Here is a 24,799-nt window from a genome sequence, read left to right on the forward strand (position 1 = left end):
TCATGCAAATCGACGCACATCAGCATTACTGGAACCCGGAGCGCGGCGACTACGGCTGGCTCACGCCCGATCTCGGTCCGCTCTATCGCACCTTCGGTCCCGCCGATCTCGCGCCGCTGCGCGAAAAGGCGGGCGTTGCGCAAACGGTCGTCGTGCAGGCCGCGCCGACCGTCGAAGAAACGCGCTATCTGCTCGAACTCGCGCGCAACGAGGTGTCGATTGCGGGCGTCGTCGGATGGGTGCCGATGCTCGACGCCGATGCGCCCGCGCTGATCGAATCGCTCGCGCGCGAGCCGAAATTCAAGGGCGTGCGGCCGATGCTGCAAGACCTGCCCGACGACGACTGGATCGCGAATCCCGCGCTGAAGCCCGCCGTCGATGCACTGATCGCGAAGGATCTCGCTTTCGATGCGTTGATCTTCACGCGCCACGTCGACGCTCTGGAGACGTTCATCAAGCGCTTCGACCGATTGCGCATCGTCGTCGATCACGGCGCGAAGCCGCCGATCCGCGAAGGCAGCACGGGCTGGCACGCATGGGCCGAGGGCATCACGCGGCTCGCGCGATGGCCGCATGTGCACTGCAAGCTGTCCGGCCTCGCGACGGAAGCCGCGCAAGGCTGGACGGAAGCGACGCTGCGCCCATACGTCGATCATCTGCTTGCCGCATTCGGGCCGAAGCGCCTGATGTGGGGCAGCGACTGGCCGGTGCTGAATCTGAACGGCGACTATCTGCTGTGGCATTCGATTGCGACGCTGCTGCTCGCGCAACTCTCCGACGCGGAGCGCGATGACATCTTCGGCGGCAACGCGGCCGCGTTCTATCGTCTCTGAATCGAGTCTCTGAATCGAGCCACTGAATGCGGCCTCCGAATCCGCTCGTCGACATTTCCACGATCGCGCCGGTGAGCAGCCGCTGCAATACCCGGTATGACTCAAACGCCAATCCAATGGGAGCCGTAGATGGTACAAAGACTGGCCGGCAAGACGGCACTGATCACTGCCGCGGGGCAAGGCATCGGCCTCGCGACGGCCGAGCTTTTCGCGCGTGAAGGCGCGCGCGTCATCGCGACCGACATTCGCATCGACGCGCTGAAGGACAAGCCCGTCGAAGCGCGCAAGCTCGACGTGCTCGACGGCGCGGCGATCAAGGCGCTCGCCGACGAACTCGGCGCGATCGACGTGCTGTTCAATTGCGCGGGCTACGTGCACGCGGGCTCGATTCTCGAAGCGAGCGAGGAAGACTGGGACTTCGCTTTCGCTCTGAACGCGAAGGCGATGTACCGGACGATCCGCGCGTTTCTGCCCGCGATGCTGGAGAACGGCGGCGGGTCGATCATCAATATGTCGTCGGCGGCGTCGAGCGTGAAGGGCGTGCCGAACCGCTTCGCGTATGGCGCATCGAAAGCGGCCGTGATCGGGCTGACCAAGTCCGTCGCCGCGGATTTCGTCACGCGCGGCATACGCTGCAACGCGATCTGCCCTGGCACGGTACACTCGCCTTCGCTCGAAGAGCGCATCGCGGAACAGGCGAAGGCGCAAGGCGCGACGGTCGAAGCGGTGCACGCGGCGTTCGTCGCGCGCCAGCCGATGGGCCGCGTGGGCAAGCCGGAAGAGATCGCGGCGCTGGCGCTGTACCTGGCGTCGGACGAGTCGGCGTTCACGACGGGCCAGGCGCATGTGATCGACGGCGGCTGGTCGAACTGAGCCGCGCAGCGTAGGCATCGATGAACCTGAATCACTGAACTGAGGAAACTGCAGCGATGAAATTGCTTCGTTATGGACCGAAAGGCCAGGAAAAGCCGGGCTTGCTGGATGCGCAAGGCAAGATTCGCGATCTGTCGAAAGTGGTCGCCGACATCGACGGCAGCACGCTGTCGGATGCCGTGCTCGCGAAACTGCGCGCAGTCGATCCGGCATCGTTGCCGGTGGTCGAAGGCAATCCGCGCATCGGGCCGTGCGTCGGCAAGATCGGCAAATTCGTGTGCATCGGCTTGAATTACGCGGACCACGCGGCCGAATCGAATCTGCCCGTGCCGACCGAGCCCGTCGTCTTCAACAAGTGGACGAGCGCGATCGTCGGCCCGAACGACGACATCGAAATTCCGCGCGGCTCGAAGAAGACCGACTGGGAAGTGGAACTGGGCGTCGTGATCGGCAAGGAAGCGAAGTACGTCGACGAAGCGAATGCGCTCGACTACGTCGCGGGCTATTGCGTGATCAACGACGTGTCCGAGCGCGAATGGCAGATTGAGCGCGCCGGTCAATGGGACAAGGGCAAGGGCTTCGATACGTTCGGCCCGATCGGTCCGTGGGTCGTCACGCGCGACGAAGTGCCCGATCCGCAGAACCTGAAGCTGTGGCTCGAAGTGGACGGCCATCGCTATCAGAATGGCAGCACGAAGACGATGGTGTTCGGCGTTGCGAAGCTGGTGTCGTATCTGTCGCAGTGCATGAGCCTGCAACCGGGCGACGTGATCTCGACGGGCACGCCGCCGGGCGTCGGCATGGGCGTGAAGCCCGAGCCCGTCTATCTGAAGGCGGGGCAGACGGTACGGCTCGGCATCGAGGGACTCGGCGAGCAGCAGCAGAAGACGTATGCGGCGGAGTGATTCGCGCTGAGTCCTGACGAACGGCGCGGCCCGTTCATTTGCGCGGCAGAGCATTTACAGAGAGAAAAAGCCGTTCGGGCGCACAATGCCCGGACGGCTTTTTTATTTTCATTCGCGATGACGTCTTTCGTCCGCGCGCAAGGGATCGTCTTCCGTGCCGTCGCCGATCCGGTTGATCGTGCCCTGTGCGACGGCGATCAGCCGTTCCCTGTCGCCGTCGGTGACGAACACGTTGCACTGACACGTCGCCTGCTGCCTGCCGACGTAGACCACTTCCGCCCGCGCCATCAGCACGCCCGTCACGGCGGGCCGCAGATAGTTGATCTTGTACTCGCCCGTCACGACCCTCGGCCCCAGGGCCAGCGCGCCCGCGAAGGTCAGCGCGTTATCGGCGAGATAGCTGATCACCCCGCCATGCACGAAGCCATGTTGTTGCCGCAATTCATCGCGGATCGGCAGACACAGCGTCAGTTCGTTCGCGCCGACATACATCAGTTCGGTGCCGAGCAATACGCTGAATGGCTGGGCGTGCAGTGCGCCGCGCGCCCGGTCGAGTAGATCAGTCATCGTCGTTCCTTCGGGCATGGCCCGCATGGCGATGCCCCCACTCTAGGAAGCATGAATGCGGCGAGTCAAGAGAATTCGAAAAGATAGCGCGGCAATTATTGCGTAATTCGATGTGATGCAACGGCATGCTTTTCGGAATTCGCATGCGTGAGTAATTTTCAAGGCGGGGGCTCAAGGGCACGGCCGGCATTGCCGTAAACCCGGATGCACTCCCGTCCCTCTCAGCTATTCAGGTGTTTCGATGTTCAGCAAGATCAAGGTCGCATCCGGCCTGCTATGTGTTCTGGCCGCTTTCTGCATTTTCCAGCTGGTGACGGCGGGCCTCGGTTTCTGGTCGATGACGCGCACGCATGGCGACGTCGACGATCTGGCGAACGTAGCGCTGCGCCAGGTGAACGCCGTCAACGAAACGACGCAGCATCTGATGGACGCGCGCATCAACCTGTCGCGCGCCGGCACGCGGATGGTGCGCGGCGGCGCGGAACCGACCGACATCGTTCAGCATGCGCGCGAGCAGATCGCCGCCGCGGAGCGCTCGTTCGCGGTGTTCATGAACGCGCCGAAACTCAACGACGAAAACAGCGCGCGCGCCGCTGCGCTCAACGAGAAGTACCAGAAGCTGCATACGGCGCTCGGCGAGCTCGCGCAGTATCTCGACACCAACAACATCCAGGCGTTTCTCGATCAGCCGACGCAAGGCATGCAGGACGCGTATCTGACGGAACTGCATAACTTCACGCAATTCGGCGATGCGGCGGGCCGCGCGTCACTCGATTCTATCGATGCGCGCGAGACGATGTTCCGCGTGGTCGGTCTCGTGATTCTCGCGCTGCTGCTGGGCGGCACGATCGGCGTACACGTGGTGCTGCGCCGTGGCGTCGTCGGACCGCTCGAAGAAGTGGGCCGCCATTTCGAGCGCATCGCGCAAGGCCGCCTGAACCAGCCGATTGCCGAGCGCGGCACGAACGAAATCGGCCGTCTGTTCCTGGGCCTCTCGCATATGCAGGCGAGCGTCGCGCGCACCGTGAAGACCGTGCGCGAAGCGGCCGATTCGATTCATATCGGCGCGGACGAAATCGCGACGGGCAACGCCGATCTGTCGGCGCGCACGGAGAACCAGGCGGCATCGCTCGAAGAGACGGCATCAAGCATGGAAGAGCTGACGGCGACCGTGCGCCAGAACGCCGAACACGCGCGCGAAGCGAACACGCTCGCGGAGACGGCGCTCGATGCAACGTCGCGCGGCACGGATGTCGTCAACGAGGTCGTGACGAAGATGCACGGCATCGCGCAAAGCTCGGACCGCATCGCGGAGATCATCACGGTGATCGACGGAATCGCGTTCCAGACCAACATTCTTGCGCTGAACGCGGCCGTCGAAGCGGCGCGCGCGGGCGAGCAGGGCCGCGGGTTTGCCGTCGTCGCGGGCGAAGTGCGCGGGCTCGCGCAGCGCAGCGCGCAGTCGGCGAAGGAGATCAAGGAACTGATCAGCGAATCGGTGGCCGAGATTCAAGGCGGATCGGCGCTCGTCGAACGCGCGGGCGAAGCGATGCGCAACGTATCGGAATCGATCTCGCGCGTCACGCAGATGATGGCCGAGATCAGCGCGTCGTCGCACGAACAGAGCACGGGTATCGAGCAGGTCAATCAGGCCGTCGTGCAGATGGACCAGATGACGCAGCAAAACGCGGCGCTCGTCGAGGAAGCGGCGGCGGCGGCTTCTTCGCTGCATCAGCAGACGCGGCAGTTGAAGGACGCCGTGTCGGCATTCGAGATCGCCGATGTCGTATTCGCGTCGCAACGCACGCGTCACGCGATCGTGCCGGGGTTCAGCGAGCCGGTTGGCGCTTGAGCGCATGCGTTAGCGCCTGGGGCGCAGATAGATCGCATATGACAAAGCCCGCGAAGCGACTTGCTTCGCGGGCTTTGTTTTTGCTGTTTTTCTGGTTCGATGCAGTCGTTAAAAGCGCTTGTTATGCGGACGGCAATGCGGCGTAAGCGGTGGCGAGATGATAGGGCGTCGTCGAAGGCATGTCCGCGCGAGCGATCTCGCCCGCGAGCGTCTTGCATTCGACCCAGCCGTGCGCGTGCAGGAAGCGTGGCCGGAAGCGCTCGATCTGTTGCGGCAGCAGCGCGCGGATGGCGGCGTCGCCGTGCACGGCCAGCGCGCGCAGATATTCCGTCTGCGCCCAGATGCGCTGCGTCGAGTCCTTGATGCTGCCCGCCTCGTCGAGCGCGGCATGCACGCCGCCCGTAGCTGCATCGACGCCCCGTTCGTGAGCGAACATGAACGCGCGCACCAGCGCTTCGCGCAAGCCCGAGCCCGCGAGCACATCGCCTGCTTGCTGCGCGAGCCAGAACCACTCGAACTGATGGCCGGGCTCGAGCCGGTTGCCCGCGCTTCCAATGGGCAGTTCGGCGATGCAGCCCGTCGGCGCGTGCACGAACGTGCGCGCAATCGCTTCGCCGAGCTTCGCAAGCGCCGTGTCGAACGCGGCGTCCTGCGTGGCCGCGCGCGCCGCGAGCCACGCTTCCGTCAGATGCATCAGCGGGTTTTGCAGCGGCATCTCGCCCTTCGTCGAAAAGTCGGCGGCGAGCGCGGCGTGCAGCAGGCCATCGTTCGCGGCGAAGCGGTCTTCGATCAGCGACGATGCGCGATGCACGACGTCCAGCGCATCGCGGTTGCCCGAGCGCGCGCCGTATTCGGCGCATGCGAACACAACGAACGCATGCGTGTAGAGATCTTTGGTCGTGTCGAGCGGCGCGCCTTGCGCATCGACGCTATAGAACCATCCGCCATGCTTGCCGTCCTGAAAGGTACGCATCAGCGATTCGAACAGGCGCAGCGCATGCTCCATTTCACCTGACAGAGCAAACACGAACATCTGCCGCGCGCACGCCATCGCGCGATAGCGGACGACGGGCAGCGGCGTCTGGCCATCGGCTGCCACGGCTTCAAACGGCAGGCCGAGCGCCGCGTTGAAGCCCGGCCCTCGCCAGATCGGCAGGATGACGCGCGCGAAGTGGTCGCGCAGCGCGGCTGCGAGTTCGGGCGTGGATGCGGTTGGATTCATGGTTGGAGGAATTCGATGAGTGGAGTCGTGCGCGCGATGTGAAGCGCATGCGGGCTGCATGGGCGCCGGGGCTCCAGCATAGCAAACCGCGCGCGCGATGCTTAGTGCGCAAACCGGCCAGCGGCGATGTCGCGTCGAGGATGTTGGGTGGGGCACAGCAAGCGCTGGTCGACCGTGCTGCTTGGGGCTGGAGTAAGTGCTAAAGCGCCAACTCCAGCCGACCGCTTTGCGTGGGACCAGAGCAAGGCGCTAAAGCGCCAACTCTGGTCGACAGGAGAAGAACATGGTTAGCAACGTCGAATTGATCTCTCGGCTCGTCCTCGCGGCGGTGCTCGGCAGCGTGATCGGCTTCGAACGCGAGCGGCTTTCATGGGCCGCGGGGCTGCGCACGCATATGCTCGTGTGCGTCGGCTCGGCGCTCTTCATGATCGTCTCGGCGTTCGGCTTCGCGGATGTGGCAGGCGCCGAACACGTCGTGCTCGATCCATCGCGTGTCGCCGCGCAGGTCGCCTCCGGGATCGGCTTTCTCGGCGCGGGTTCGATCCTGCTGCGCGGCTCGATCATCCGCGGGCTGACCACGGCGGCGAGTCTATGGTCCGTCGCGGCCGTCGGCCTCGCCGTCGGCGGTGGACTGTACACGGCATCGATTGCTGCGACGATCATCGTTCTGATCATCCTCGCAGGCGTCAAGCCGATCGAAAAACGCTTCATCACGGTCAAGCAGCGCCGCCAGCTGACGCTTGTCGTCGAGCGCGGCTCGATCACGTTCCATTCGCTGCACGAAGCGCTAGGTCCGGCGAGCCCGCGCGTCAAGCAGTTCGTGATGCAGCAGAGCGACGACGATCCGCAGTTCGACGAAGCGCTGATCACGCTGAATCGCGTATCGACGACGGAGTACACCGCGATTTGCGAGCAACTGAAAGCACTGCCGGGCGTGAAGGACTTTCGCGAAAACGGTGAGCCGGCCTGAGTGAGCATCGGCGGACGTTGGGCCGCGCCGAACGCAACGGCGACGTGCGCCACTCGCGCGCGAAGCCCGTCGCAAAAAGGCCCGCGATCCATTTCTGCGTCCCCTTTTGCATGAGACAATGCGGGCTCTAAAACACGCTGACGGCATGTTGTAGCGGCGCCTGACAGGCGACGAACGCTGCCTTTCCCGCTTCCCTTCATGGCAGATTCCGCAGAATCCACGATTTCCCGCCCGGCGCGCGCCCGCTCGCAGAAGCGGCGCACGTCCGCTGTCTCTCCCGAAACGGAAAACAAGCTCGCGCGGGCGGCGCGCTCGGCGCAGCGTCTCGCGCAACTGAGCGATGCCGTGCGCGACGACAGCACGCTCGACCTGTTCCCCGACGACACCGCTCGCGCCGAGCAGCACGCGATGAACATCGACGTGCGGCAAGGCACGCTGGCCGGCTTCGAGTTGCCCGATGTCGTGCTGGCGGCGGCGGGCGCGGCGGATGGGGGCGGCTTTGCGGCGGCGCCGGCGGAAGCGAAAGCGGGGCTGCGCGGGACGCGCGTCGCGGCGTCGCCGTCGAAAGAACAGACGCCAACCGATGATCCGCATGCCGGACAGATGCTGATCGAAACAGACGCGGGCTTGCCTGAATCGGCTGCGGTAGCGGCAGCGGCTGAAAGCGGCGCGGTCGATGGGCCAGCGTCGCGTGCTGCTCCGGCTGAAGACGACATGGCGACGCGGACGGCGGCGTCGGCGAGCGTTGCAAAGGTGACGGGCGATACGTCGTCGCAGAGTGCATCGCTGGCGGCGGCAAGCGTGATGCGCAGCGTGGCGGCGCTGCGCCAGGCTTCCGCAACGGCGGATGGATCTGGCGGGCCTAAGGAAGGCGCGAAGGCGTTGACGTCTGTCGGCGCGGCGCAGCGTTTCGACGCTGCGAGTGCCAAAGCCGCGACGGCTGCGGGCGACGTGACGGCAGCCGATGCGTCGGCGAAGCCAGGCGGCGCGGGCAGTGCGATCGATGGGAATGGCGGGACAGGCGCGGCAGGCGCGACAGGCGCGACAGGCGCAAACGCGACGGGCCCAGCCGCGCAACCGACACGCGCAAGCGCAACGGGCTCGACGACACCGCCGACACGCGCAAACGCAACGGGCTCAGCCACGCAGCCGACGCGCGCGCCGTACGTCGCAACGACGCCGCGCCATCAGGCGCCACGCGCCACGCCCGAACTGGATCAGGCTCGCGCGACCGCCTTCGCCGATACCGTCGACGCGCTGTATGGCGTGATCGCCGACCAGCGCCGCGCTGCCGGCGACCACTCGCGGCGCATGAAATGGCTGCTGACGATCGTCGTGTGCGCGCTGCTGATGACGATCGCGATCGGTATCGCGCAGACGTTGCTGCTGTTGCGTCTTGCACATCAGTCGACGGCGCAGGAACAGCGCATCGAGCAAATGATGCTGAACCAGCAGGCCACGCTGTCGACGTTGCTCGACACGGATTCGTCGACGACCAGCCTTCCCGTCAGCGCGCAAGCTCCAGCGCCTGCATCGCCGGCTGCCGCGACCACGCCGGCAAAGCCCGCCGATGCGCGCGCCACGCACGCCCAGCACTCACAGCGACGTAAGTCAGCGCACGCTCACTAAGCATCGACGCGGGCTGCGCGTCGATGCGCGGCCAGCAATTCTTCCGTTTCGAGATTGGCGATTTTCGCGCGAACGATATGACAGCGCGTCGCGTCAGCCATCGGACCGTCCGCAGTGGCAAAAAACGCATCTAACGGTCCACCCCGCACCCGTGCTACCAATGCACAGCGGGCCGTTGCGTTCATGCACCGCTGTCTCGAAAAAAACAGGGACGCGTCCGCAAGCCTGATCTCATCGGACTGACGCAGCGCAACATCCCGTTAGATGCGCTGCGGCAAAAGACCACGCCCAATAAATTGCTGCATTGCACTAGCTTTTATCTAGGGAAAACCCTATACTTCCTCTTAAGGGAAAACCCTAGATCACCATCAACCGGGAGTCGCCATGAACTATCTTTTCGCGCTGTTCCAAAAGGTTAGCGACCTCTTCGCGTCGCCCCACTTGCCTCTGGATTCGGATTATTCGTACGAAGCACGCCATCGCGAAGCGGAGCGTGTTCGCAAGTCGCAATCAACCCTGTTCGGCATCCGCCTGACCGACTGATCGCTCGTCGGCCAGCCATTGAACAAAAAGACGTTGCACTGCGCATGTCGCCGCTATCCAGAAGCGGCGGACAATTCAAAGGAACCCGGCTACTACGCCGGGTTTTTCTTTTTTGCGCTCCAGGCCACAACTGGCGTGAGCGCATCTGTCCCATACCCAAGCCAATTCGGTGTTGCGCGCGACGGCGCAATCCGTCGTCGATTATTTCGGGGACGAAATGAATGTAACGGGCGATTCGCGCCCGGCCGACCGTGACAGCCGTCGGAAGCGCATTTAGCCTTGCGAAATCAGGGCTTGCCCGCTCCGACTCGCTCCTGTTGCTATGTTCCGCTTTTGAAATGTGCACTTACAAGTCCTCACGTCTGTGAACGGTCCGCGCCGCTAAAGTGGTTCTCAAGCGAAGGGCACGAATCTCAAACCAGCCCGGTCGATTCAGCCGTCGCTCGCAACGAAACTCGATAGGGAGAATAGTCATGAAAGCCTTGAACAAGACAACGCGTTCGATCATCGCGGCGGTGCTTGCAGGCGGCGCGCTGCTCGGCGCCAGCAGCGCCTTTGCGCAGTATGGCCCCGCCTACGGGCAGCCGCACATGATGCCGGTGGGCGTTCAGGTCAACATCGGCTGGCACGGCGACCGCTACTGGGACGGCCACCGCTACTGGGCGCACGACGACTGGATGCGTCATCACCCGCATGACCGCGATCCGTACCATGATCGCGATCACGGCCACCGTCCGCCCCCGCGTTACTAATCACGCATTGATATCAGCTGACGGCATCGGTTGGACATGCCGCCAAGGCGAAAACAGGGCCGGCCGCTCGCAAGAGCGCGCCGGCCCTGCCGTATCCGGCGTCGGAAAAACGCATGCTGCGCTATCCTTCCGTGCTTTGATTAGCGGCACAGTACCAGCAAGGGGAATAGGGATTGAGCAAGCCAGTCGTAGGCGTGGTAGGAACGGGACTGATGGGCGTCGGCATCGCGACGCAAAGCGCGCTGCACGGACACCGGACGATCGTCAACGACGTCGACCCCGCGCGACTCGCGAGCGTCGCGCCCAAGGCACAAGCGGTGCTCGACGAACTGATCGACGCCGGCTGTATCGATGAGCAGGCGAAAGCAGCGGCGCTAGCGAACATCGAAACGAGCGCATCGCTCGAGGTCATGGCCGATGCGCATTTCGTCATCGAAGCGATTCCCGAGGTGCTCGAACTGAAGCATCGGCTTTACGCGGCGCTGACCGGCATTCTGCGCGGCGACGCGATCCTCGCGAGCAACACGAGCGGCTTTCCGCCTGATCAACTCTCGATGCCGCTGCGCGCGAAAGAACGTTTTCTGATCGCGCACTACTGGAATCCGCCGCATATGATCCCGCTCGTCGAGGTGGTGCCGGGCAGCGATACGTCGCAAGACGTCATCGATGCGACCGTCGCGCTGATGAACGCGACAGGCATGGAGCCCGTCGTGCTGTCGAACGCGATTCCGGGCTTCGTCGGCAATCGCTTGCAGTTCGCGGTGTTGCGCGAGGCGCTGAACATCGTGCGCTCGGGCGCGGCGACACCCGAAGTCGTCGACCGTGTGATGAAGGCGTCGCTGGGCAAGCGCTGGGGGATCGTCGGGCCGTTCGAAGGCGCGGATATGGGCGGCCTCGATACGTTCGTCGATATAGCGAGCCATCTGATGCCGGCGCTCGCGAAAGACGAAGACGTGCTCGATCTGCTGCGTGAGCAGGTGCGTGCCGGACGCGTCGGCGTGCGCAGCGGCGCGGGCTTTTACGACTGGGACGACGCTCAGTCCGCGAAAGTGAAGGCGGGACGCCGGCGCGTGATCCAGTCGAACGGACCGAAGAAGCACGGACAACGCTGAGCAGCGCCGCCGAGCATCGCGAAGCCAGACGCAAGCGAACCAGGCGAAAGCGAGCCACACGCAAGCAAACCACGCAAGCAAACCACGCGCAAGCGACGACAGCCGAAGCGCAACAAAGGAAGCGACATCATGTCGGACGTCTATTTCTACGACCCCGCCGCCGGTCACGGCCTGCCTCACGATCCGTTCAAGGCGATCGTCGCGCCTCGCCTGATCGGCTGGGTCTCGACGCGCGCGTCAAGCGGCCAGTTGAATCTCGCGCCCTACAGTTTCTTCGGCGCGTTCGCGACGTTTCCGTCGATCATCGGATTTTGCAGCGAAGGCCGCAAAGACAGCATCCGCAATATCGAAGAGACGCGCGAGTTCGTCTGGAATCTCGCGACGCGTCCGCTCGCCGAGCAGATGAACCGCACGTCGGCGCCCGTTGCGCCCGACGTCGACGAGTTCCGGCTTTCGGGCCTCACGCCCGCGCCGGGACGCAACGTGTCGGTGCCGCACGTCGGCGAATCGCCGGCGGCGCTCGAGTGCAAACTGCTGCAGATCGTCCAGTTGCACGACCTGAGCGGCAAGCCGATGGACAACTGGCTCGCGCTCGGCCAGGTGGTCGGCGTGCATATCCGCAGCGAGTATCTGAAAGACGGCCTGTTCGACACGCACGCCGCGCAGCCGATCATGCGCGCGGGCTATCGCGCCGACTACGCGCAGATCGGCGACATGTTCCAGATGATCCGTCCGACATCCTGACGGCCGGCGCGCAACCCGACGACAAAGGCCGTTGCGTTCATTCCGCAGCGGTCTCGCCGGAACACTGATCGACGTCGGCGGCTTCGGCGGCAGCGGGCTTCGCGCCCGCCGGCGATGCCACTCGCGATGCCACCGCATTCCCGAGCGTCAACGACGCCCTTGCGCAGTGCGTCGCCGAAGGCACCACGCGCGGCTCGTTGTCGTGAATGACGGCGCGAATACGCGAATGCACCTGCTGCTCCCAGCGCTGACCGTTGAACGCGCCATCGTGGCCGACGCCCGTCTCCACATGATGCGTCTTCACATGCGGACGCAGCCTGTCGCACACGTCCTGCGCGGCGAGCGTCTGTCCGATCGCGCAGATATCGTCGCGCTCGTCTTCCACCGTCAGCAGTGCGGTGCGCCGGATCTTCGAAGGCTCGACGTGCCGTCCCTACACTTCGAGTTCACGCAGCGGCAGTGCAGCCCGCTGAAAGACGATATGACGGTTTTCAGGCGAAGTCCGCTGTCAGGTCCGTCGTCGCGTATGCGCGGCGCATTCACGCGCTGCATGGGATGCAACAGCGGATCGCCGACGCGCAGAAGCAAGCCAACGAACTCGACGGACTCGACGTCGAGTTCCAGACGCGGCGCGTGGCACCCCACACGATGACGAGACGTGACCGTCCCGCCCGGTGACGCTCGCCGCCTGTAGCGGCAGGATCGCCGCGAGTCAGCGCGACGAACGCCACGTTCTTAGCAGCAGCGCATTCGTTACGACGCTGACGCTCGAAAACGCCATCGCCGCGCCCGCGATCATCGGATTCAGCAGCCCGAACGCCGCGAGCGGAATGCCGATCAGGTTGTAGACGAACGCCCAGAACAGGTTCTGCCGGATCTTGCGCCACGTGCGCCGCGAGATGTCGATTGCATCGGCGACGAGCGCCGGGTCGCCGCGCATCAGCGTGATGCCCGCTGCGTGCATCGCGACGTCGGTGCCCGTCGCCATCGCAATGCCAATGTCGGCGGCGGCGAGCGCGGGCGCGTCGTTGATGCCGTCGCCCGCCATCGCGACGACGCTCGACGTGCGGATCTTCAGATCGTGCACGACGCGCGCCTTGTCGGACGGCAGCACATGTGCATGCACTTCGTCGATGCCGAGCGCGGCCGCGACGCTTCTCGCGCTGCCTTCGTTGTCGCCCGTCACGAGCGCGCTCGTCACGCCCATCCGCGACAGGCGCTCGACGGCGGCGCGCGCGCCCGGCTTCAACGTATCGCCGAATGCGATCAGCGCGAGGACTTCTGTCGATGCGTCCGCGTTGCCGCGCTTCATCAGCCACGACACGGTATTGCCTTGCGCTTCGAGTTCGCGTGCCCGCTGCGACAGAGCGGGCGGCACCGCGCCATCGAGTTCGCGCAGCCAGCGGCCGCTGCCGATCGCGACCGTTTCTCCGCCGATGTCCGCTTCCACGCCGCGCCCCGCGACCGCGCGCGCTTCGCCTGACGCGGGCCGCGCGTTGGCAGTGGCCAGCGCTTGCGGCTCTGCGTCAAAGGCCTTGACGACTGCCTTCGCAAGCGGATGGTCGCTGTGCCGCTGCACGGCGGCGGCCAGCGCGAGCGCCTGCGCGCGGTCGATGCCCGGCGCCGCGTCGAAAGCCGTCACCGACGGCTGGCCGACCGTCAGCGTCCCCGTCTTGTCGAACGCGACCATGCGGATCTGATGCGCGATTTCGAGCGCCTGTGCATCCTTGATCAGCACGCCGTGGCGCGCGGCGACGCCCGTGCCCGCCATGATGGCCGTCGGCGTCGCGAGACCGAGCGCGCAAGGGCAAGCGATCACCAGCACCGCGACCGCGTTCAGAATGGCCGTCTCCGCGTTATGCCCCGTCAGCAGCCAGCCGGCCAGCGTGACGAGCGCGATCGCGAGAATCGCCGGCACGAAGATTTCGCTGACGCGATCGACGAGCCGTTGAATCGGCGCCTTCTCCGCCTGCGCCGTCTCGACGAGCCGGATGATCCGCGCGAGCGTCGTCTCCGCGCCGATCGCCGTCGTCCTCACCGTGATCGCGCCCTCGCCGTTGATCGAGCCCGCCGTCACGCGGTCTTCCGGCTGCTTTGGCACGGGCAGGCTTTCGCCGGTGATCAGCGATTCGTCGATATGCGTGCGGCCTTGCAGCACGGCGCCGTCGACGGGCACGCGCTCGCCCGGCCGCACCGCGACGATCATGCCGACGCGCACCTGCGCAAGCGGCACCTCATGCTCCTGCTCACCGACGACGATGCGCGCGCGATCGGGCCGCAGCGCGTTGAGCGCGCGGATCGCATCGGTGGTCTGGCGCTTCGCGCGCGCTTCGAGCCACTTGCCGAAGCGCACCAGCGTAATGACGACGGCCGACGCCTCGAAGTAGAGATGGATCGTGTCGCCGGAATGGAGCGCCATCTGATAGACGCTCACGCCATACGCCGCCGACGTGCCGAGCGCGACCAGCAGATCCATGTTGCCCGAGCCGGCGCGCACGGCCTTCCACGCGGCGCGGTAGAAGCGCGCGCCGAACACGAACTGGACGACGGTGGCGAGCGCGAGTTGCAGCGAGGCGGGCAGCATCGCATCGAGGCCGAGCGGTTCCGCGACCATCGGGACGATGAGCGGCAGCGTCAGCAGCGCGCAGAGCACGACGGCGCCCAGCTCGTGGCGCACGGCCCGGCGCGCGAGGGCGTCCCGGTCGCGATTGGCGGGCGCGGCGCCGGTGTCGGCGGCATCGGTCGCAAGCGGCGTCGCCTGATAGCCGGCTTTCGTGACAGACGCAATCAACTGGTCAATGCCGACGGCGCCATCGGTCGTCACGACGGCTTTTTCGGTCGCGAGATTGACGGACGCCGACGTCACGCCCGGCACTTTCGCGAGCGCCTTTTCGACGCGCAGCGCGCACGCCGCGCAGGTCATGCCGCCGATCGCGAGTTCCGCGCTCGTGGTGCTCGTGGCAGCGGTATCGCTCGCGGACGCCGCCGCTTCGTCCACGGCTTGCGCGTCGTAGCCCGCCTTGCGGACGGCTCCAATGAGGGCGGCGATCAGCGCATCGACGGCAACGGACGCATCCGCCTCGACGCTGGCCTTTTCGGTCGCCAGATTCACCGACGCGGCCGAGACGCCCGGCACTTTCGCAAGCGCTTTTTCGACGCGCAGCGCACACGACGCGCAGGTCATCCCGCTGATGTCGAGTTCGGCGGTTTTCGCGTCGACGCGCGAAGTGTCGGCGGCGCGCGGTGTGGCGAGATCGGTCATGGCGGCGAGGCTCCAGTTACGGCGCATAAGCACTTGATGGAGCCAGTATCGACCTTCCCATGATGGGAAGGTCAAGGGCTATCGGCAATCGGTTGTTGCGCGTGGTCAATCGAGGGCAGGCGGCGCGGCCAGCATCGCGTCCGCAACGGCGCGCTGCTCGTCGCTGTTGCGTTCGTTCAGCGCGGCGGCGGCGCCGCGCCGGTCGGCGGAAGCCTTGTTCTGGCTCAGCTTCCATTTACCCGTCAGCTTCGTGATCTCGATCTCGATGCCGACGATCGCGCCGAGCATCTGCGAGATGTAGTCGGCGGGCGCGTCGCCCATTTTCCACGGCACCGGCTCGCCCGCTTCCATCTTGCGCGTGAGCCGCGCGACGAGGCCGCGCACGAACGCTTCGTCGTCGCGCACCACGATCGGGCCGTGCGCATGCACGACCATGTAGTTGTACGTCGGCACCTGGCGATGCGTTTCGTGCTTGCTCGGATACCACGTCGGCGAAATGTAGGCGGTCGGTCCCTGGAAGATCACCAGCGCATCCGGCCGTTCGGCCACTTCCCGCCAGACGGGATTCGCTCGTGCGACGTGCGCGCGCAACGTGCCGTGCGGACCTTGGCCGGCTTCGAATTCGAACGGCACGTGATTCGCGTCGAGCCCGTTCGGGCCGACGGTCACGAGCGATCCGAGCGGATAGTCGGCGATCAGCCGATGGAGAACTTCCAGACGGTTCTCTTCGAAATGGGCGGGAATGTACATGACTCGGCTCCGGGTAAAAGGCGGCGACGGCGATGCTCGGAAGTGCGCTTAAAGGTGCGCACACAAGTGCGCTCAAGACCGCAACCGTATCTCAAAATGCAAGGCAATGTTCACGTTCGTGCCTTATAGCTTGCCGCCGCGCCGTGGATAAGATAAAACGCGATGTCGGAAAGCAATGTCAGGACAATGCGACGGGTTGACGCGAGCGGGGGCTCGACGGACCTTAGTCGGTCCTGACCCGAGAGATACATCCAGGACCGCGGTTCATCGAATGATAAAAAATCGCCGAGAACAGTTTCCGTTTCGCCTGGCCTGCGCGGCGTTCGCAGGCGTTGCACTTCTTGCCGGCTGCTCGTCGACTCCCACCGTGGCTCCGAGGCCTACGGGATGGATCAAGGACGAGGTCGCCGATTCCTACGTTTTTGCGTATCCGCTCGTGCTGATGGGCACGGCGCGCGATGCCGCCGTCGGCACGGGCCCGGGCCAGGCGCCCATCAACACGGTGCGCCACGCGACCGCGCTGCCGCCCGTCGGCGCGCACAATCCGCCGACGCCCAGCATCGATACGCTCGACTCGACCGCATGGCTCGACGTCGGCGACGAGCCGGTGATCGTGTCGCTGCCCGCGTCGCCGGGTCGCTACGTCGATGCGCGCGCGCTCGACATGTGGACCAACGTGCTGTGGTCGACGACGGCTTCGCAGGGCGGTTCCCGCGCGACGGGCATCAAGGCGCAGACGGTCGCGTTCGCGAAGCCCGACTGGAAGGGCGATCTGCCGAGGGGCGTGAAGCGCATCGACGCGCCGACCCGCAATGTGTGGCTCGATGTGCGCATCCAGACGAGCGGCGCGCACGACCTGACGGCCGTGCGCAAAGTGCAGCGCGGCATCCGCGTGGCGCCGCTGAGCGTCTATACGGGTGACGCGTCCGCGGCTACCGTCGCGCCGCGCAGCCTGTCGGCCGATACGGGTGCATCGCGCTCGCCCGCCGACCAGGTCGCGGCGCTCGATGCGAAAGGCTTCTTCGATCGCGTCGCGCAACTGCTGCCCGACAATCCGCCTTCGCCCGCCGATCCGCACGCGCTCAAGTTTCTCGCGGACCTCGGCGTGCAGCCGGACGAGCCCGTCGAGTTGCCGTCGTCGGCGACGGGTGCGATCGCGGGCGGTCTCGCGGACGGCCATGCGCGCGTCGCGACGCCGCCGACGAACATGGTGATGGGCAACGGCTGGAGCTGGTTCGGCGATGGCGTCGGCAGCTACGGGCCCGACTATGCATTGCGCGCGTATGCCGCATATGCGCAACCCGGCATCGGTACGAAGGACGACGAAGTGCGCGCGAGCGTGTCGCTCGATAGCGACGGCCACGCGCTGAACGGCGCGAACCGCTACGTGATGCATTTCGCGCCGAAGCAGGTGCCGCCTGTGCGCGGCTTCTGGTCGGTCACGGCCTACACGACGGATGGCGCGCTCGGCGAAAGCGCGCCCGCGCATGCGGCCGTCGGCGACAAGGCGGGCGTGCGGCGCAATCGTGACGGTTCGATCGACGTGACGGTGGCGTCGGTGCGGCCGCGCAAGGCAGCGAACTGGCTGCCCGCGCCGCGCGGCGATTTCCAGCTCGTGCTGCGGCTCTATGCGCCGAAGCCGGAAGCGAGCGATGGAACCTGGGCGCCGCCCGCTGTTGTGCGTCAATAGCGAATGAAGGTGACGGCCGCGTGGCGGTAGTGATCGTGTGTGGGACCGGAGAAGGTGCTCCCGCATGGCGCTGGAGCAAGCGCTAAAGCGCCAACTCCAGCCGACAGCTAAAGCGCCAACTCTGGTCGACACACCCGTCATTCGACGGACATTCGCGGCTTTACACTTTCTCACCTTTATTTGCCTGCAACGGTCGGCATTCCCATGACATTTGATGGTTTGCCTGAAGTACACGACTTATACTTTGGGCAAGCTGGATCTTCGTCACAGCGGCGAGCTTTGCGCCGCACTACCCGCGACCGAGCATGGCAAGTCCCACCAAAGCAACACTCATCTCTTCTATTCAAACCGTGCGCGAAGTCGCGCAAGGACGACGCGCCCGGCGCATCGTCCTCATCCTGTTCATCGTGGTGGCCGTCTTCGGCCTGCTCGGCTTTTTCGCCGCGCCGCCGCTGATTCGACACATCGCCGAACAGCAGCTCAGCGAGCAACTGGACCGGCCCGCCACCATCGGCCGCATCGCGCTCAACCCGTACACGCTCAACTTCGAAGCAGACCGCGTGCATATCGGCGAGCGCGGCGGCAAAGGCGATTTCGTCGACATCGAGCGGCTGATCGTGCGCACATCGTGGAGCTCGATTTTCCGGCTCGCGCCCATCGTCGACGAAGTGCATCTGGACTCGCCGCGCTTCACGATCGTCCGCTACGACGCGCAGCACTTCAATTTCAGCGACCTGATCGAGAAGTTCTCGAAGCAGCCGTCGAAGCCCGAAAGCAAGCCGGCGCAGTTCTCGGTGTCCAACATCCGGATCGAGAACGGCAAGATCACCTTCGACGACCGCCTGCTCGGCGTCACGCACGTCGTCGATCAATGGAAGCTCGGCATTCCGTTCATCGCGACGCTGCCTTCGAAAACGAATATCTTCGTCGAGCCTTTGCTGCGCGCGCGCATCGACGGCAGCCCACTCGCCATCGACGGGCGCACGAAGCCGTTCGCGAAGTCGCGGGAGTCGGAAGTGTCGCTGCGCTTCCAGGGGCTCGACGTGCCGAAGCTGCTGTCCTATTCGCCCGCGAAGCTGCCCGTCACGGTGCAAGCGGGCAAGCTGTCGAGCGATCTGAAAGTCAACTTCGTGATGGCGGGCGACGCGCCGACGCTGCGCATCACGGGGACGACGGATCTCGCCGACATCGACGTGCTCGACGAGCACAAGGCGCCGTTCTTCGCGGCGCGCTCGCTGCACGTGGCGGCGGCGACGCTCGAGCCGCTCAAGAGCGTCTATCACTTCGACGATATCCGTCTCGATGCGCCCGACGTGCACCTCGCGCGCGACAAAAACGGCATTCTGAGCGTGCAGCATACGTTCGCCCCGGCGCCCCCAGCCGGCGCGGCGAGCCAGGCCGCGCCCGCACCCGCACCCGCATCCGGCACGCCGGCGAAGCCGGAAGCAGCGAAGGCCGCGCCGCCGGTCGACTTGCAGATCAAGCGCTTCGCGCTCTCCAACGGCACCGTCGACGTGCAGGACGAAGCGGCGTCGCGGTCCGTGTCGGCGGGGCTGACCAATCTCGCCGTGTCGCTCGACGACTTCTCGACGCTCGGCAAGACGCCCGCACGCTATAGCGTCAACAGCGGCCTCGAGAACCAGCCGCAAGGCGCGCTTGCCGTGACGGGCAACCTGACGCTCGCCGCGAAGACGGCCGATGCGAAGATCGATCTGAAGTCCGTGTCCCTGCCCCTCGTGCAGCCGTATCTCGACACGGTGACGGCGGCGAAGCTGGTCGACGGCACGCTCAGCATGCAGACGAACCTGAGCGCGAACTGGTCGAAAGAGCCTCTCGATCTGCAGATCGGCGAAAGCCAGATCGGTCTGCATTCGGTCAAGGTGGCGGCGGCGGGCGAGAAGCAGCCGGCCATCGTGATCGCGGACGGCAAGGCGAGCGTGAAGCACGTGGACCTGCCGGGCCGCAAGGCGGAAATCGACGGCGTGGACCTGACGGGACTGTCCGTCGATGCGCAGCGCCTGAAGGACGGCACGATCGATCTCGCGGCGCTCGCCGGGCCGCCGCAAGAAGAAGTGCACCAGCGCACCGTGATCCACGCCGCGAAGAAGGCTTCGCAGGAAGGGCCGGCCTGGCATTACAGCATCGGCGAGCTGAATCTGAAGAACTCGTCGGCCACGTTCACCGACAACACGACCACGCGTCCCGTCAAGATCGTCGTGACGCCGTTGCAATTGAAGGTGCAGAAGATCAGCGAGGACATGAGCCACGCGCTGCCCGTCGAGCTCCAGGCGACGGTGAACGGCAAGGGCACGCTCGGCGTGACGGGCGACGTGACGGCGACGCCGCTCAAGCTCGGACTGAAGATCAACGCGAACCGGCTCGATGCCGCCGCGTTCGAGCCGTACTTCGGCAACAAGCTGAACGCGACCATCGCGAGCGCGCTGCTTAACGCGAACGGCGAAGTGACGATGGCGCAGGAAGAGAAGAAGGGCGTGCACGCGACGTATCACGGCGACGCGGCGCTCGTCGACGTGCGGATGATCGACAAGGCGACGTCCGACCCGTTCGCGGGCTGGCGCTCGCTTGCGCTCACGGGCCTGAAGGCGAACTACGACGCGCGCGGCACGGATGTCGATGCGACCAAGGTCACGTTCGCGAACTTCTACGGCCGCGTGCTGCTCGATGCACAGGGCAAGCTGAATCTCAAGGACGTGGTCGCGCAGCAGCCGGGCGAGCCGCAATCGCTCACGCGCGAGAAGAACGCCAAGGGCCGTGAGCCGATTCCGCTGAGCCCGCCTGCCGCATCGGAAGCGCGCGTTGCTAGCGCGCCGGCTGCGGCGTCGTCCGCCAGGTCGGCGGCAGCGCCGGCTGCGGCGTCGGCGGCCTCCAGCGCGGCCGCGACGGTGACCGGGACGCCGCAAAACCCGGTCCGCCTGCACTTCGGCCAACTCGTCTTGCAGAACGGCCGCGTCAACTACACCGACAACTTCATCAAGCCGAACTACACGGCGAATCTGGTCTCGATTCAGGGGACGGTCGGCGCGTTCGGCACGGACTCGAAGCAGTCGGCGCCCGTCGACGTGTCGGCGAAGCTCGCGGCCAATGGACCGATCACGATCCGCGGCTCGGTCAATCCGCTGATCACGAAGCCGTCGCTCGATCTGACGGCGACGGCGCACGACATCGAACTGACCAACCTCACGCCGTACTCGGCGAAGTATGCGGGTTATCCCATCACGAAGGGCAAGCTGAACGTCGATCTGCACTATCAGCTCGCGAATGACCAGCTGACCGCTAACAACCACATCTTCATCGACCAGCTGACATTCGGCGATCACGTCGACAACGACACGGCGACCAAGCTGCCCGTGCGGCTCGCGATCTCGCTGTTGAAGAACTCGCGCGGCGAAATCGACGTGAACATTCCCGTGTCGGGTTCGCTGAACAATCCGGAGTTCAGCATCGGCGGGCTGATCTGGCATGCGGTGCTGAATCTGTTGCAAAAGGCCGTGACGGCGCCGTTCTCGCTGCTCGCGCATGCGTTCGGCGGCGGTGGCGAGGAACTCGGGTATGTCGAGTTCGATGCCGGGTCCGCCGCGCTTTCCGACGCGTCGCAGAAGAAGCTCGACACCATCGTGAAGGCGCTCGCCGACAAGCCGTCGATACGCATTGAGATCATCGGCCGCGTCGATCCAGCCGTCGATCAGCCCGGCCTGCGCGCGGCATATGTCGATCGGCTCGTGCGTCAGCAGAAGATCAAGGATGTCGTGGGCAATGGCGAAAGCGTCGACCCGATGAGCATCAAGGTCGACGACAAGGAATACGACAAGTATCTGACCAAGGCGTACAAGGACGCCGACTTCAAGAAGCCGCGCAACTTCGTGGGCCTGACGAAGACGCTGCCCGATGATGAGATGAAGGCCGCGCTCGCCGAGCATGCGCCCGTGTCGGATGCCAGCTTGCGCGATCTCGCGCAGCGGCGCGCGCAAGCGGTGCAGCAGTACTTCGAAGGCAAGATCGACAGCAGCCGCGTGTTCATCGTCGCGCCGAAGCTGGACGCGTCGGGGATCAGCGACAAGGGCGCGACGACACGCGTCGATTTCGGCCTTAAATAAGGCGTCGGCGTGACCATGTGCGGATGGCGTCGCCGGCCGTGTGCCGGTGGCGCTTCGTGAACACGCGGCGAGTGTGTAGCGGCGCGCACGCACATGAACGCATACGCACCCATACATGCATCAAGCGCACGGAGCGCGCGCATTCACACGAAGCTGCGCGCGCGCACCAACGTCGCGTCACGCGGCGCGCGTCGGCGCCGCTGGTGTCTTCAACGCCGTCTGCTCGATCACGCGCGCGAGCGTATCGAACGCGGGGCCGATGCGGTCGTTCGGCACGCACGCATAGCCGAGCAGCAGACCGCGTCGCTCGGGCGTCTCGCTGTTGTAGTACGACGCGAGCGGCCGCACGATCACGCCGGCGTCGTATGAAGCCGCCGTCACTTCGCGGTCGTCCGCGTGATCGGGCAGGCCGAGCACCAGATGCAGCCCCGCTTCGTCGCCCATCACGGGCAGCGTTTCGCCGAAGCGCGCGGTGATCGCATCGATCAGAATCTGGCGGCGCTCGCCGTACAGCGCCCGCATGCGCCGCACGTGCGACGTCAGATAGCCGTCCATGATGAACTCGGTCAGCACGGCCTGCTGCATCAGCTGTCCTTCGCGATACAGCTCGGCGAGGCCCGTGCGAAACCGGTCGACGAGATGTTCCGGCGCGATCATGAAGCCGATCCGCAGACCCGGAAACAGCATCTTCCCCAGACTTCCGACGTAGATCACCTGGCCCGCGTCGTCGAGCCCTTGCAGCGACGCGAGCGGGCGGCTGCCGTAGCGGAACTCGCTGTCGTAATCGTCTTCGATGATCCACACGCCGTGCTGCCGCGCATATTCGAGCAGCGTGCGGCGGCGCGCGAGGCTCATCACCATGCCGAGCGGATACTGATGCGACGGCGTGACGAGCGCGATGCGCGGCGGCGACTTCAGATCCGGCTCGCGCGGATTGAGCCCTTCGTCGTCGACGGGCACGGGCACGAGCGTCAGCCCCGACGCCTGCAGCACGCTGCGCGCGCCCCAATAGCACGGCTCTTCGACCCACGCGCGGTCGCCGACGTCGGTCAGCAGCCGCACGGCGAGATCGATCGACTGATGAATGCCCGTCGTGATGATGATCTGGTCCGGCGTGCACTTCGCCGAGCGCGCGACCCGCAGATAGTCCGACAACGCCCGCCGCAACGGACGATAGCCGCCGCCCGGCGCGTATGTCAGCAGATCGGGATTCGCCTGCTTCCACAGCTTGGACTGCAGGCGGCTCCACGTGCGCGCGGGGAATTCGGAGACATCCGGCACGCCCGGCATGAACGCGCCCCACTGACGCGCCGACACGCCCGCCTTGCTGATGAGCCGCGAGCCGCGCATCGACAGGCCGCCGTGCGCCGGCGCGCCGGATTGCGCTGGCGCCGTGCCCGTGACGACGCCGACGGGGCCACTTGCCGCGCGTGGCGCCTTGCGCGCGTTGACGGCCGTCGTATCCGGACGCGTATCGGCGACGTAGGTGCCGCTGCCCGTCGTCGAAATCACATAGCCTTCGGCCGTGAGCTGATCGTAGACGTGCAGCACCGTATTGCGCGCGATGCCGAGGTCGCCGGCCAGCGTGCGCGAGCTGGGCAGCTTCGCGCCGGGCGGCAACTGGCCCGTCAGGATGGCCTGCTGCATCAGCCCGAGCACTTGCCGGTAGACGGGTTCGGTGGCCGTCCGGTCGAGCCGCGCGGCGAGCCAGTCCGACAGGATGACGGTGTCCAAGTGGTTCTATCCGGAATTATGAAATGGTTCCCTATTGTAGAACCGTAAGCGGCTATAGTGGATCACGCAATCGATGCGATTCTTCAAAACGGGTGGAGCCAGTAGAAACCCGTAGACGCAGCCATGGAGACGGACACGATGAGAACCGAAGACGTAATCGTCAGCTTTCGGGGTGTGCGCAAGACCTATGACGGCGAAACGCTCGTCGTCAAGCAACTCGATCTCGACATCTATCAGGGCGAATTCCTCACGCTGCTCGGGCCGTCCGGTTCCGGCAAGACGACCTGCCTGATGATGCTCGCGGGCTTCGAGTTTCCGACGGGCGGCGAGATCTGGCTCGACGGCCAGTTGCTCAACAACGTGCCGCCGCACAAGCGCAACATCGGCATGGTGTTTCAGAACTACGCGCTGTTTCCGCATCTGACCGTCGAGCAGAACGTCGCGTATCCGCTGACCGTGCGCAAGCTCGCCGCCGACGAACGCGCGCACAAGGTCAACAACGCGTTGAAGATGGTGCGCATGGAGGGCTTCGCAAAGCGTTATCCGGCGCAACTGTCGGGTGGCCAGCAGCAGCGCATCGCGCTGGCCCGCGCGCTCGTCTTCGAGCCCAAGCTCGTGCTGATGGACGAGCCGCTCGGCGCACTCGACAAACAGTTGCGCGAGCACATGCAAATCGAACTCAAGTCGCTGCACGAGAAGCTTGGCGTCACGTTCGTCTACGTGACGCACGATCAGGGCGAAGCATTGACGATGTCGGATCGCGTCGCCGTGTTCGACAAGGGCATCGTGCAGCAGCTCGATACCGTCGACCGCCTCTACGAATCGCCGTGCAACGAGTTCGTCGCGAACTTCATCGGCGACAGCAACCGGCTGCGCGGCACCGTTGCGAACGTCGACGGCGAGTACTGCGAGTTTCACCTGATCGACGGCACGCGGCTCGTCGGGCGCAATATCGGTGGCGCGAAGGCGGGCGCGCAAGGCATCGCATGCATCCGGCCCGAGCGGATGAAGCTCGCGGCAGGCGCGTCGAGGCCGGGCGCGAATGCATTGGCGGGCGAAGCGCGCGGTCTCATCTATTTCGGCGACCACGTCCGCATGCGTTGCCGTCTGCAGGAACAGGACGAGTGCTTCGTGAAGGTGCCGCTCGGCACGGAAGCGCTCGATGGCTTCGCGCCAGGCGTGCCCGTCGCGCTCGAGTTCGCGCCGGAGCATCTGCGCGTGTTCGCGTGAGCATAAGCATTGACGA

Annotated in this window: 19 protein-coding genes and 1 pseudogene; 14 read left to right on the top strand and 6 right to left on the bottom strand. The window is 65.4% G+C overall.

The features are described 5' to 3' along the window. Positions 1–2 precede the first annotated feature (2 nt). From AABE10_RS02725 to AABE10_RS02735, 3 genes are all read left to right on the top strand, one after another. Positions 3–833, top strand: coding sequence for an amidohydrolase family protein (locus tag AABE10_RS02725; protein ID WP_342931748.1), 831 nt, complete (start codon positions 3–5; stop codon positions 831–833). A gap of 129 nt (positions 834–962) precedes the next feature. Further along, a complete protein-coding gene (locus AABE10_RS02730; RefSeq protein ID WP_342931749.1) occupies positions 963–1,706 on the top strand; it encodes an SDR family oxidoreductase in 744 nt (247 codons plus the stop codon). Between the two features lie 56 nt (positions 1,707–1,762). Then, the gene (locus AABE10_RS02735) at positions 1,763–2,611 is read left to right on the top strand and encodes an ureidoglycolate lyase (protein ID WP_342931750.1); all 849 of its coding nucleotides are present in this window, start codon (positions 1,763–1,765) and stop codon (positions 2,609–2,611) included. 108 nt (positions 2,612–2,719) lie between these two features. On the opposite strand, the gene AABE10_RS02740 is transcribed toward AABE10_RS02735, so the two are convergent. Next, positions 2,720–3,178, bottom strand: coding sequence for a PaaI family thioesterase (locus tag AABE10_RS02740; protein WP_342931751.1), 459 nt, complete (start codon positions 3,176–3,178; stop codon positions 2,720–2,722). A gap of 241 nt (positions 3,179–3,419) precedes the next feature. Between AABE10_RS02740 and AABE10_RS02745 the strand changes: the two genes are divergently transcribed. Continuing rightward, positions 3,420–5,030: a methyl-accepting chemotaxis protein gene (locus AABE10_RS02745; RefSeq protein WP_342931752.1), complete on the top strand. Its 1,611-nt coding sequence runs from the start codon at positions 3,420–3,422 to the stop codon at positions 5,028–5,030. A gap of 121 nt (positions 5,031–5,151) precedes the next feature. On the opposite strand, the gene AABE10_RS02750 is transcribed toward AABE10_RS02745, so the two are convergent. Continuing rightward, on the bottom strand, positions 5,152–6,252 hold the full coding sequence (locus AABE10_RS02750; RefSeq protein ID WP_342931753.1) for an AGE family epimerase/isomerase: 1,101 nt from the start codon (positions 6,250–6,252) through the stop codon (positions 5,152–5,154). Positions 6,253–6,535: 283 nt separating this feature from the next. Between AABE10_RS02750 and AABE10_RS02755 the strand changes: the two genes are divergently transcribed. The 6 genes from AABE10_RS02755 to AABE10_RS02780 all read left to right on the top strand — a co-directional run bounded on the left by AABE10_RS02755 (position 6,536) and on the right by AABE10_RS02780 (position 12,002). Beyond that, positions 6,536–7,222, top strand: coding sequence for an MgtC/SapB family protein (locus AABE10_RS02755; protein ID WP_342931754.1), 687 nt, complete (start codon positions 6,536–6,538; stop codon positions 7,220–7,222). Between the two features lie 198 nt (positions 7,223–7,420). Then, on the top strand, positions 7,421–8,851 hold the full coding sequence (locus tag AABE10_RS02760; RefSeq protein ID WP_342931755.1) for a hypothetical protein: 1,431 nt from the start codon (positions 7,421–7,423) through the stop codon (positions 8,849–8,851). A 384-nt stretch (positions 8,852–9,235) separates the two neighbouring features. Continuing rightward, a complete protein-coding gene (locus AABE10_RS02765; RefSeq protein WP_012403599.1) occupies positions 9,236–9,394 on the top strand; it encodes a hypothetical protein in 159 nt (52 codons plus the stop codon). A 473-nt stretch (positions 9,395–9,867) separates the two neighbouring features. After that, the gene (locus tag AABE10_RS02770) at positions 9,868–10,146 is read left to right on the top strand and encodes a hypothetical protein (protein WP_342931756.1); all 279 of its coding nucleotides are present in this window, start codon (positions 9,868–9,870) and stop codon (positions 10,144–10,146) included. 173 nt (positions 10,147–10,319) lie between these two features. Further along, positions 10,320–11,258 (top strand): 3-hydroxyacyl-CoA dehydrogenase family protein, encoded by a 939-nt coding sequence (locus tag AABE10_RS02775; protein ID WP_342931757.1) that lies wholly within the window; start codon positions 10,320–10,322, stop codon positions 11,256–11,258. A gap of 129 nt (positions 11,259–11,387) precedes the next feature. Then, a complete protein-coding gene (locus tag AABE10_RS02780; protein WP_342931758.1) occupies positions 11,388–12,002 on the top strand; it encodes a flavin reductase family protein in 615 nt (204 codons plus the stop codon). A gap of 37 nt (positions 12,003–12,039) precedes the next feature. Here the strand turns inward: AABE10_RS02780 and AABE10_RS02785 are convergent. Further along, positions 12,040–12,529: pseudogene (locus tag AABE10_RS02785) on the bottom strand (polyhydroxyalkanoate depolymerase); the annotation flags it as partial. A gap of 28 nt (positions 12,530–12,557) precedes the next feature. Here AABE10_RS02785 and AABE10_RS02790 point away from each other — a divergent pair. After that, positions 12,558–12,680 carry a hypothetical protein gene (locus tag AABE10_RS02790; RefSeq protein ID WP_342931759.1) on the top strand — a complete coding sequence of 41 codons (123 nt, stop codon included), beginning with the start codon at positions 12,558–12,560 and terminating at the stop codon, positions 12,678–12,680. A gap of 34 nt (positions 12,681–12,714) precedes the next feature. On the opposite strand, the gene AABE10_RS02795 is transcribed toward AABE10_RS02790, so the two are convergent. Together AABE10_RS02795 and AABE10_RS02800 are read right to left on the bottom strand one after the other, a co-directional pair. Continuing rightward, positions 12,715–15,264: a heavy metal translocating P-type ATPase gene (locus AABE10_RS02795; protein WP_342931760.1), complete on the bottom strand. Its 2,550-nt coding sequence runs from the start codon at positions 15,262–15,264 to the stop codon at positions 12,715–12,717. A gap of 105 nt (positions 15,265–15,369) precedes the next feature. Further along, on the bottom strand, positions 15,370–16,014 hold the full coding sequence (locus AABE10_RS02800) for an FMN-binding negative transcriptional regulator (protein WP_342931761.1): 645 nt from the start codon (positions 16,012–16,014) through the stop codon (positions 15,370–15,372). Positions 16,015–16,285: 271 nt separating this feature from the next. Between AABE10_RS02800 and AABE10_RS02805 the strand changes: the two genes are divergently transcribed. Next, complete coding sequence (locus tag AABE10_RS02805) at positions 16,286–17,704, top strand: DUF1254 domain-containing protein (RefSeq protein ID WP_342931762.1); 1,419 nt, start codon at positions 16,286–16,288, stop codon at positions 17,702–17,704. Positions 17,705–18,009: 305 nt separating this feature from the next. Beyond that, positions 18,010–21,819, top strand: coding sequence for a DUF748 domain-containing protein (locus AABE10_RS02810; protein WP_342931763.1), 3,810 nt, complete (start codon positions 18,010–18,012; stop codon positions 21,817–21,819). A 177-nt stretch (positions 21,820–21,996) separates the two neighbouring features. Here AABE10_RS02810 and AABE10_RS02815 read toward each other — a convergent pair whose 3' ends face one another. Further along, positions 21,997–23,553, bottom strand: a complete 1,557-nt coding sequence (locus tag AABE10_RS02815; protein WP_342931764.1) for a PLP-dependent aminotransferase family protein — start codon at positions 23,551–23,553, stop codon at positions 21,997–21,999. A 138-nt stretch (positions 23,554–23,691) separates the two neighbouring features. Here AABE10_RS02815 and AABE10_RS02820 point away from each other — a divergent pair, with 138 nt between their 5' ends. After that, entirely contained in the window at positions 23,692–24,783 is a 1,092-nt protein-coding gene (locus tag AABE10_RS02820) for an ABC transporter ATP-binding protein (RefSeq protein ID WP_342931765.1), read from the top strand. The last annotated feature ends 16 nt before the right edge of the window (positions 24,784–24,799 follow it).

The organism is Paraburkholderia diazotrophica (assembly GCF_038900755.1).
Lineage (GTDB): Bacteria > Pseudomonadota > Gammaproteobacteria > Burkholderiales > Burkholderiaceae > Paraburkholderia > Paraburkholderia diazotrophica_A.

Excerpts from the sequence above, each read along its gene's own strand:
- AABE10_RS02760 (WP_342931755.1), top strand. The coding sequence starts at position 7,421 with ATGGCAGATTCCGCAGAATCCACGATTTCCCGCCCGGCGCGCGCCCGC.
- AABE10_RS02765 (WP_012403599.1), top strand. The coding sequence starts at position 9,236 with ATGAACTATCTTTTCGCGCTGTTCCAAAAGGTTAGCGACCTCTTCGCG.
- AABE10_RS02810 (WP_342931763.1), top strand. The coding sequence starts at position 18,010 with ATGGCAAGTCCCACCAAAGCAACACTCATCTCTTCTATTCAAACCGTG.
- AABE10_RS02800 (WP_342931761.1), bottom strand. The coding sequence starts at position 16,014 with ATGTACATTCCCGCCCATTTCGAAGAGAACCGTCTGGAAGTTCTCCAT.
- AABE10_RS02745 (WP_342931752.1), top strand. The coding sequence starts at position 3,420 with ATGTTCAGCAAGATCAAGGTCGCATCCGGCCTGCTATGTGTTCTGGCC.
- AABE10_RS02750 (WP_342931753.1), bottom strand. The coding sequence starts at position 6,252 with ATGAATCCAACCGCATCCACGCCCGAACTCGCAGCCGCGCTGCGCGAC.
- AABE10_RS02770 (WP_342931756.1), top strand. The coding sequence starts at position 9,868 with ATGAAAGCCTTGAACAAGACAACGCGTTCGATCATCGCGGCGGTGCTT.
- AABE10_RS02725 (WP_342931748.1), top strand. The coding sequence starts at position 3 with ATGCAAATCGACGCACATCAGCATTACTGGAACCCGGAGCGCGGCGAC.
- AABE10_RS02790 (WP_342931759.1), top strand. The coding sequence starts at position 12,558 with ATGCAACAGCGGATCGCCGACGCGCAGAAGCAAGCCAACGAACTCGAC.
- AABE10_RS02780 (WP_342931758.1), top strand. The coding sequence starts at position 11,388 with ATGTCGGACGTCTATTTCTACGACCCCGCCGCCGGTCACGGCCTGCCT.
- AABE10_RS02795 (WP_342931760.1), bottom strand. The coding sequence starts at position 15,264 with ATGACCGATCTCGCCACACCGCGCGCCGCCGACACTTCGCGCGTCGAC.
- AABE10_RS02805 (WP_342931762.1), top strand. The coding sequence starts at position 16,286 with ATGATAAAAAATCGCCGAGAACAGTTTCCGTTTCGCCTGGCCTGCGCG.
- AABE10_RS02820 (WP_342931765.1), top strand. The coding sequence starts at position 23,692 with ATGAGAACCGAAGACGTAATCGTCAGCTTTCGGGGTGTGCGCAAGACC.
- AABE10_RS02740 (WP_342931751.1), bottom strand. The coding sequence starts at position 3,178 with ATGACTGATCTACTCGACCGGGCGCGCGGCGCACTGCACGCCCAGCCA.
- AABE10_RS02735 (WP_342931750.1), top strand. The coding sequence starts at position 1,763 with ATGAAATTGCTTCGTTATGGACCGAAAGGCCAGGAAAAGCCGGGCTTG.
- AABE10_RS02730 (WP_342931749.1), top strand. The coding sequence starts at position 963 with ATGGTACAAAGACTGGCCGGCAAGACGGCACTGATCACTGCCGCGGGG.
- AABE10_RS02755 (WP_342931754.1), top strand. The coding sequence starts at position 6,536 with ATGGTTAGCAACGTCGAATTGATCTCTCGGCTCGTCCTCGCGGCGGTG.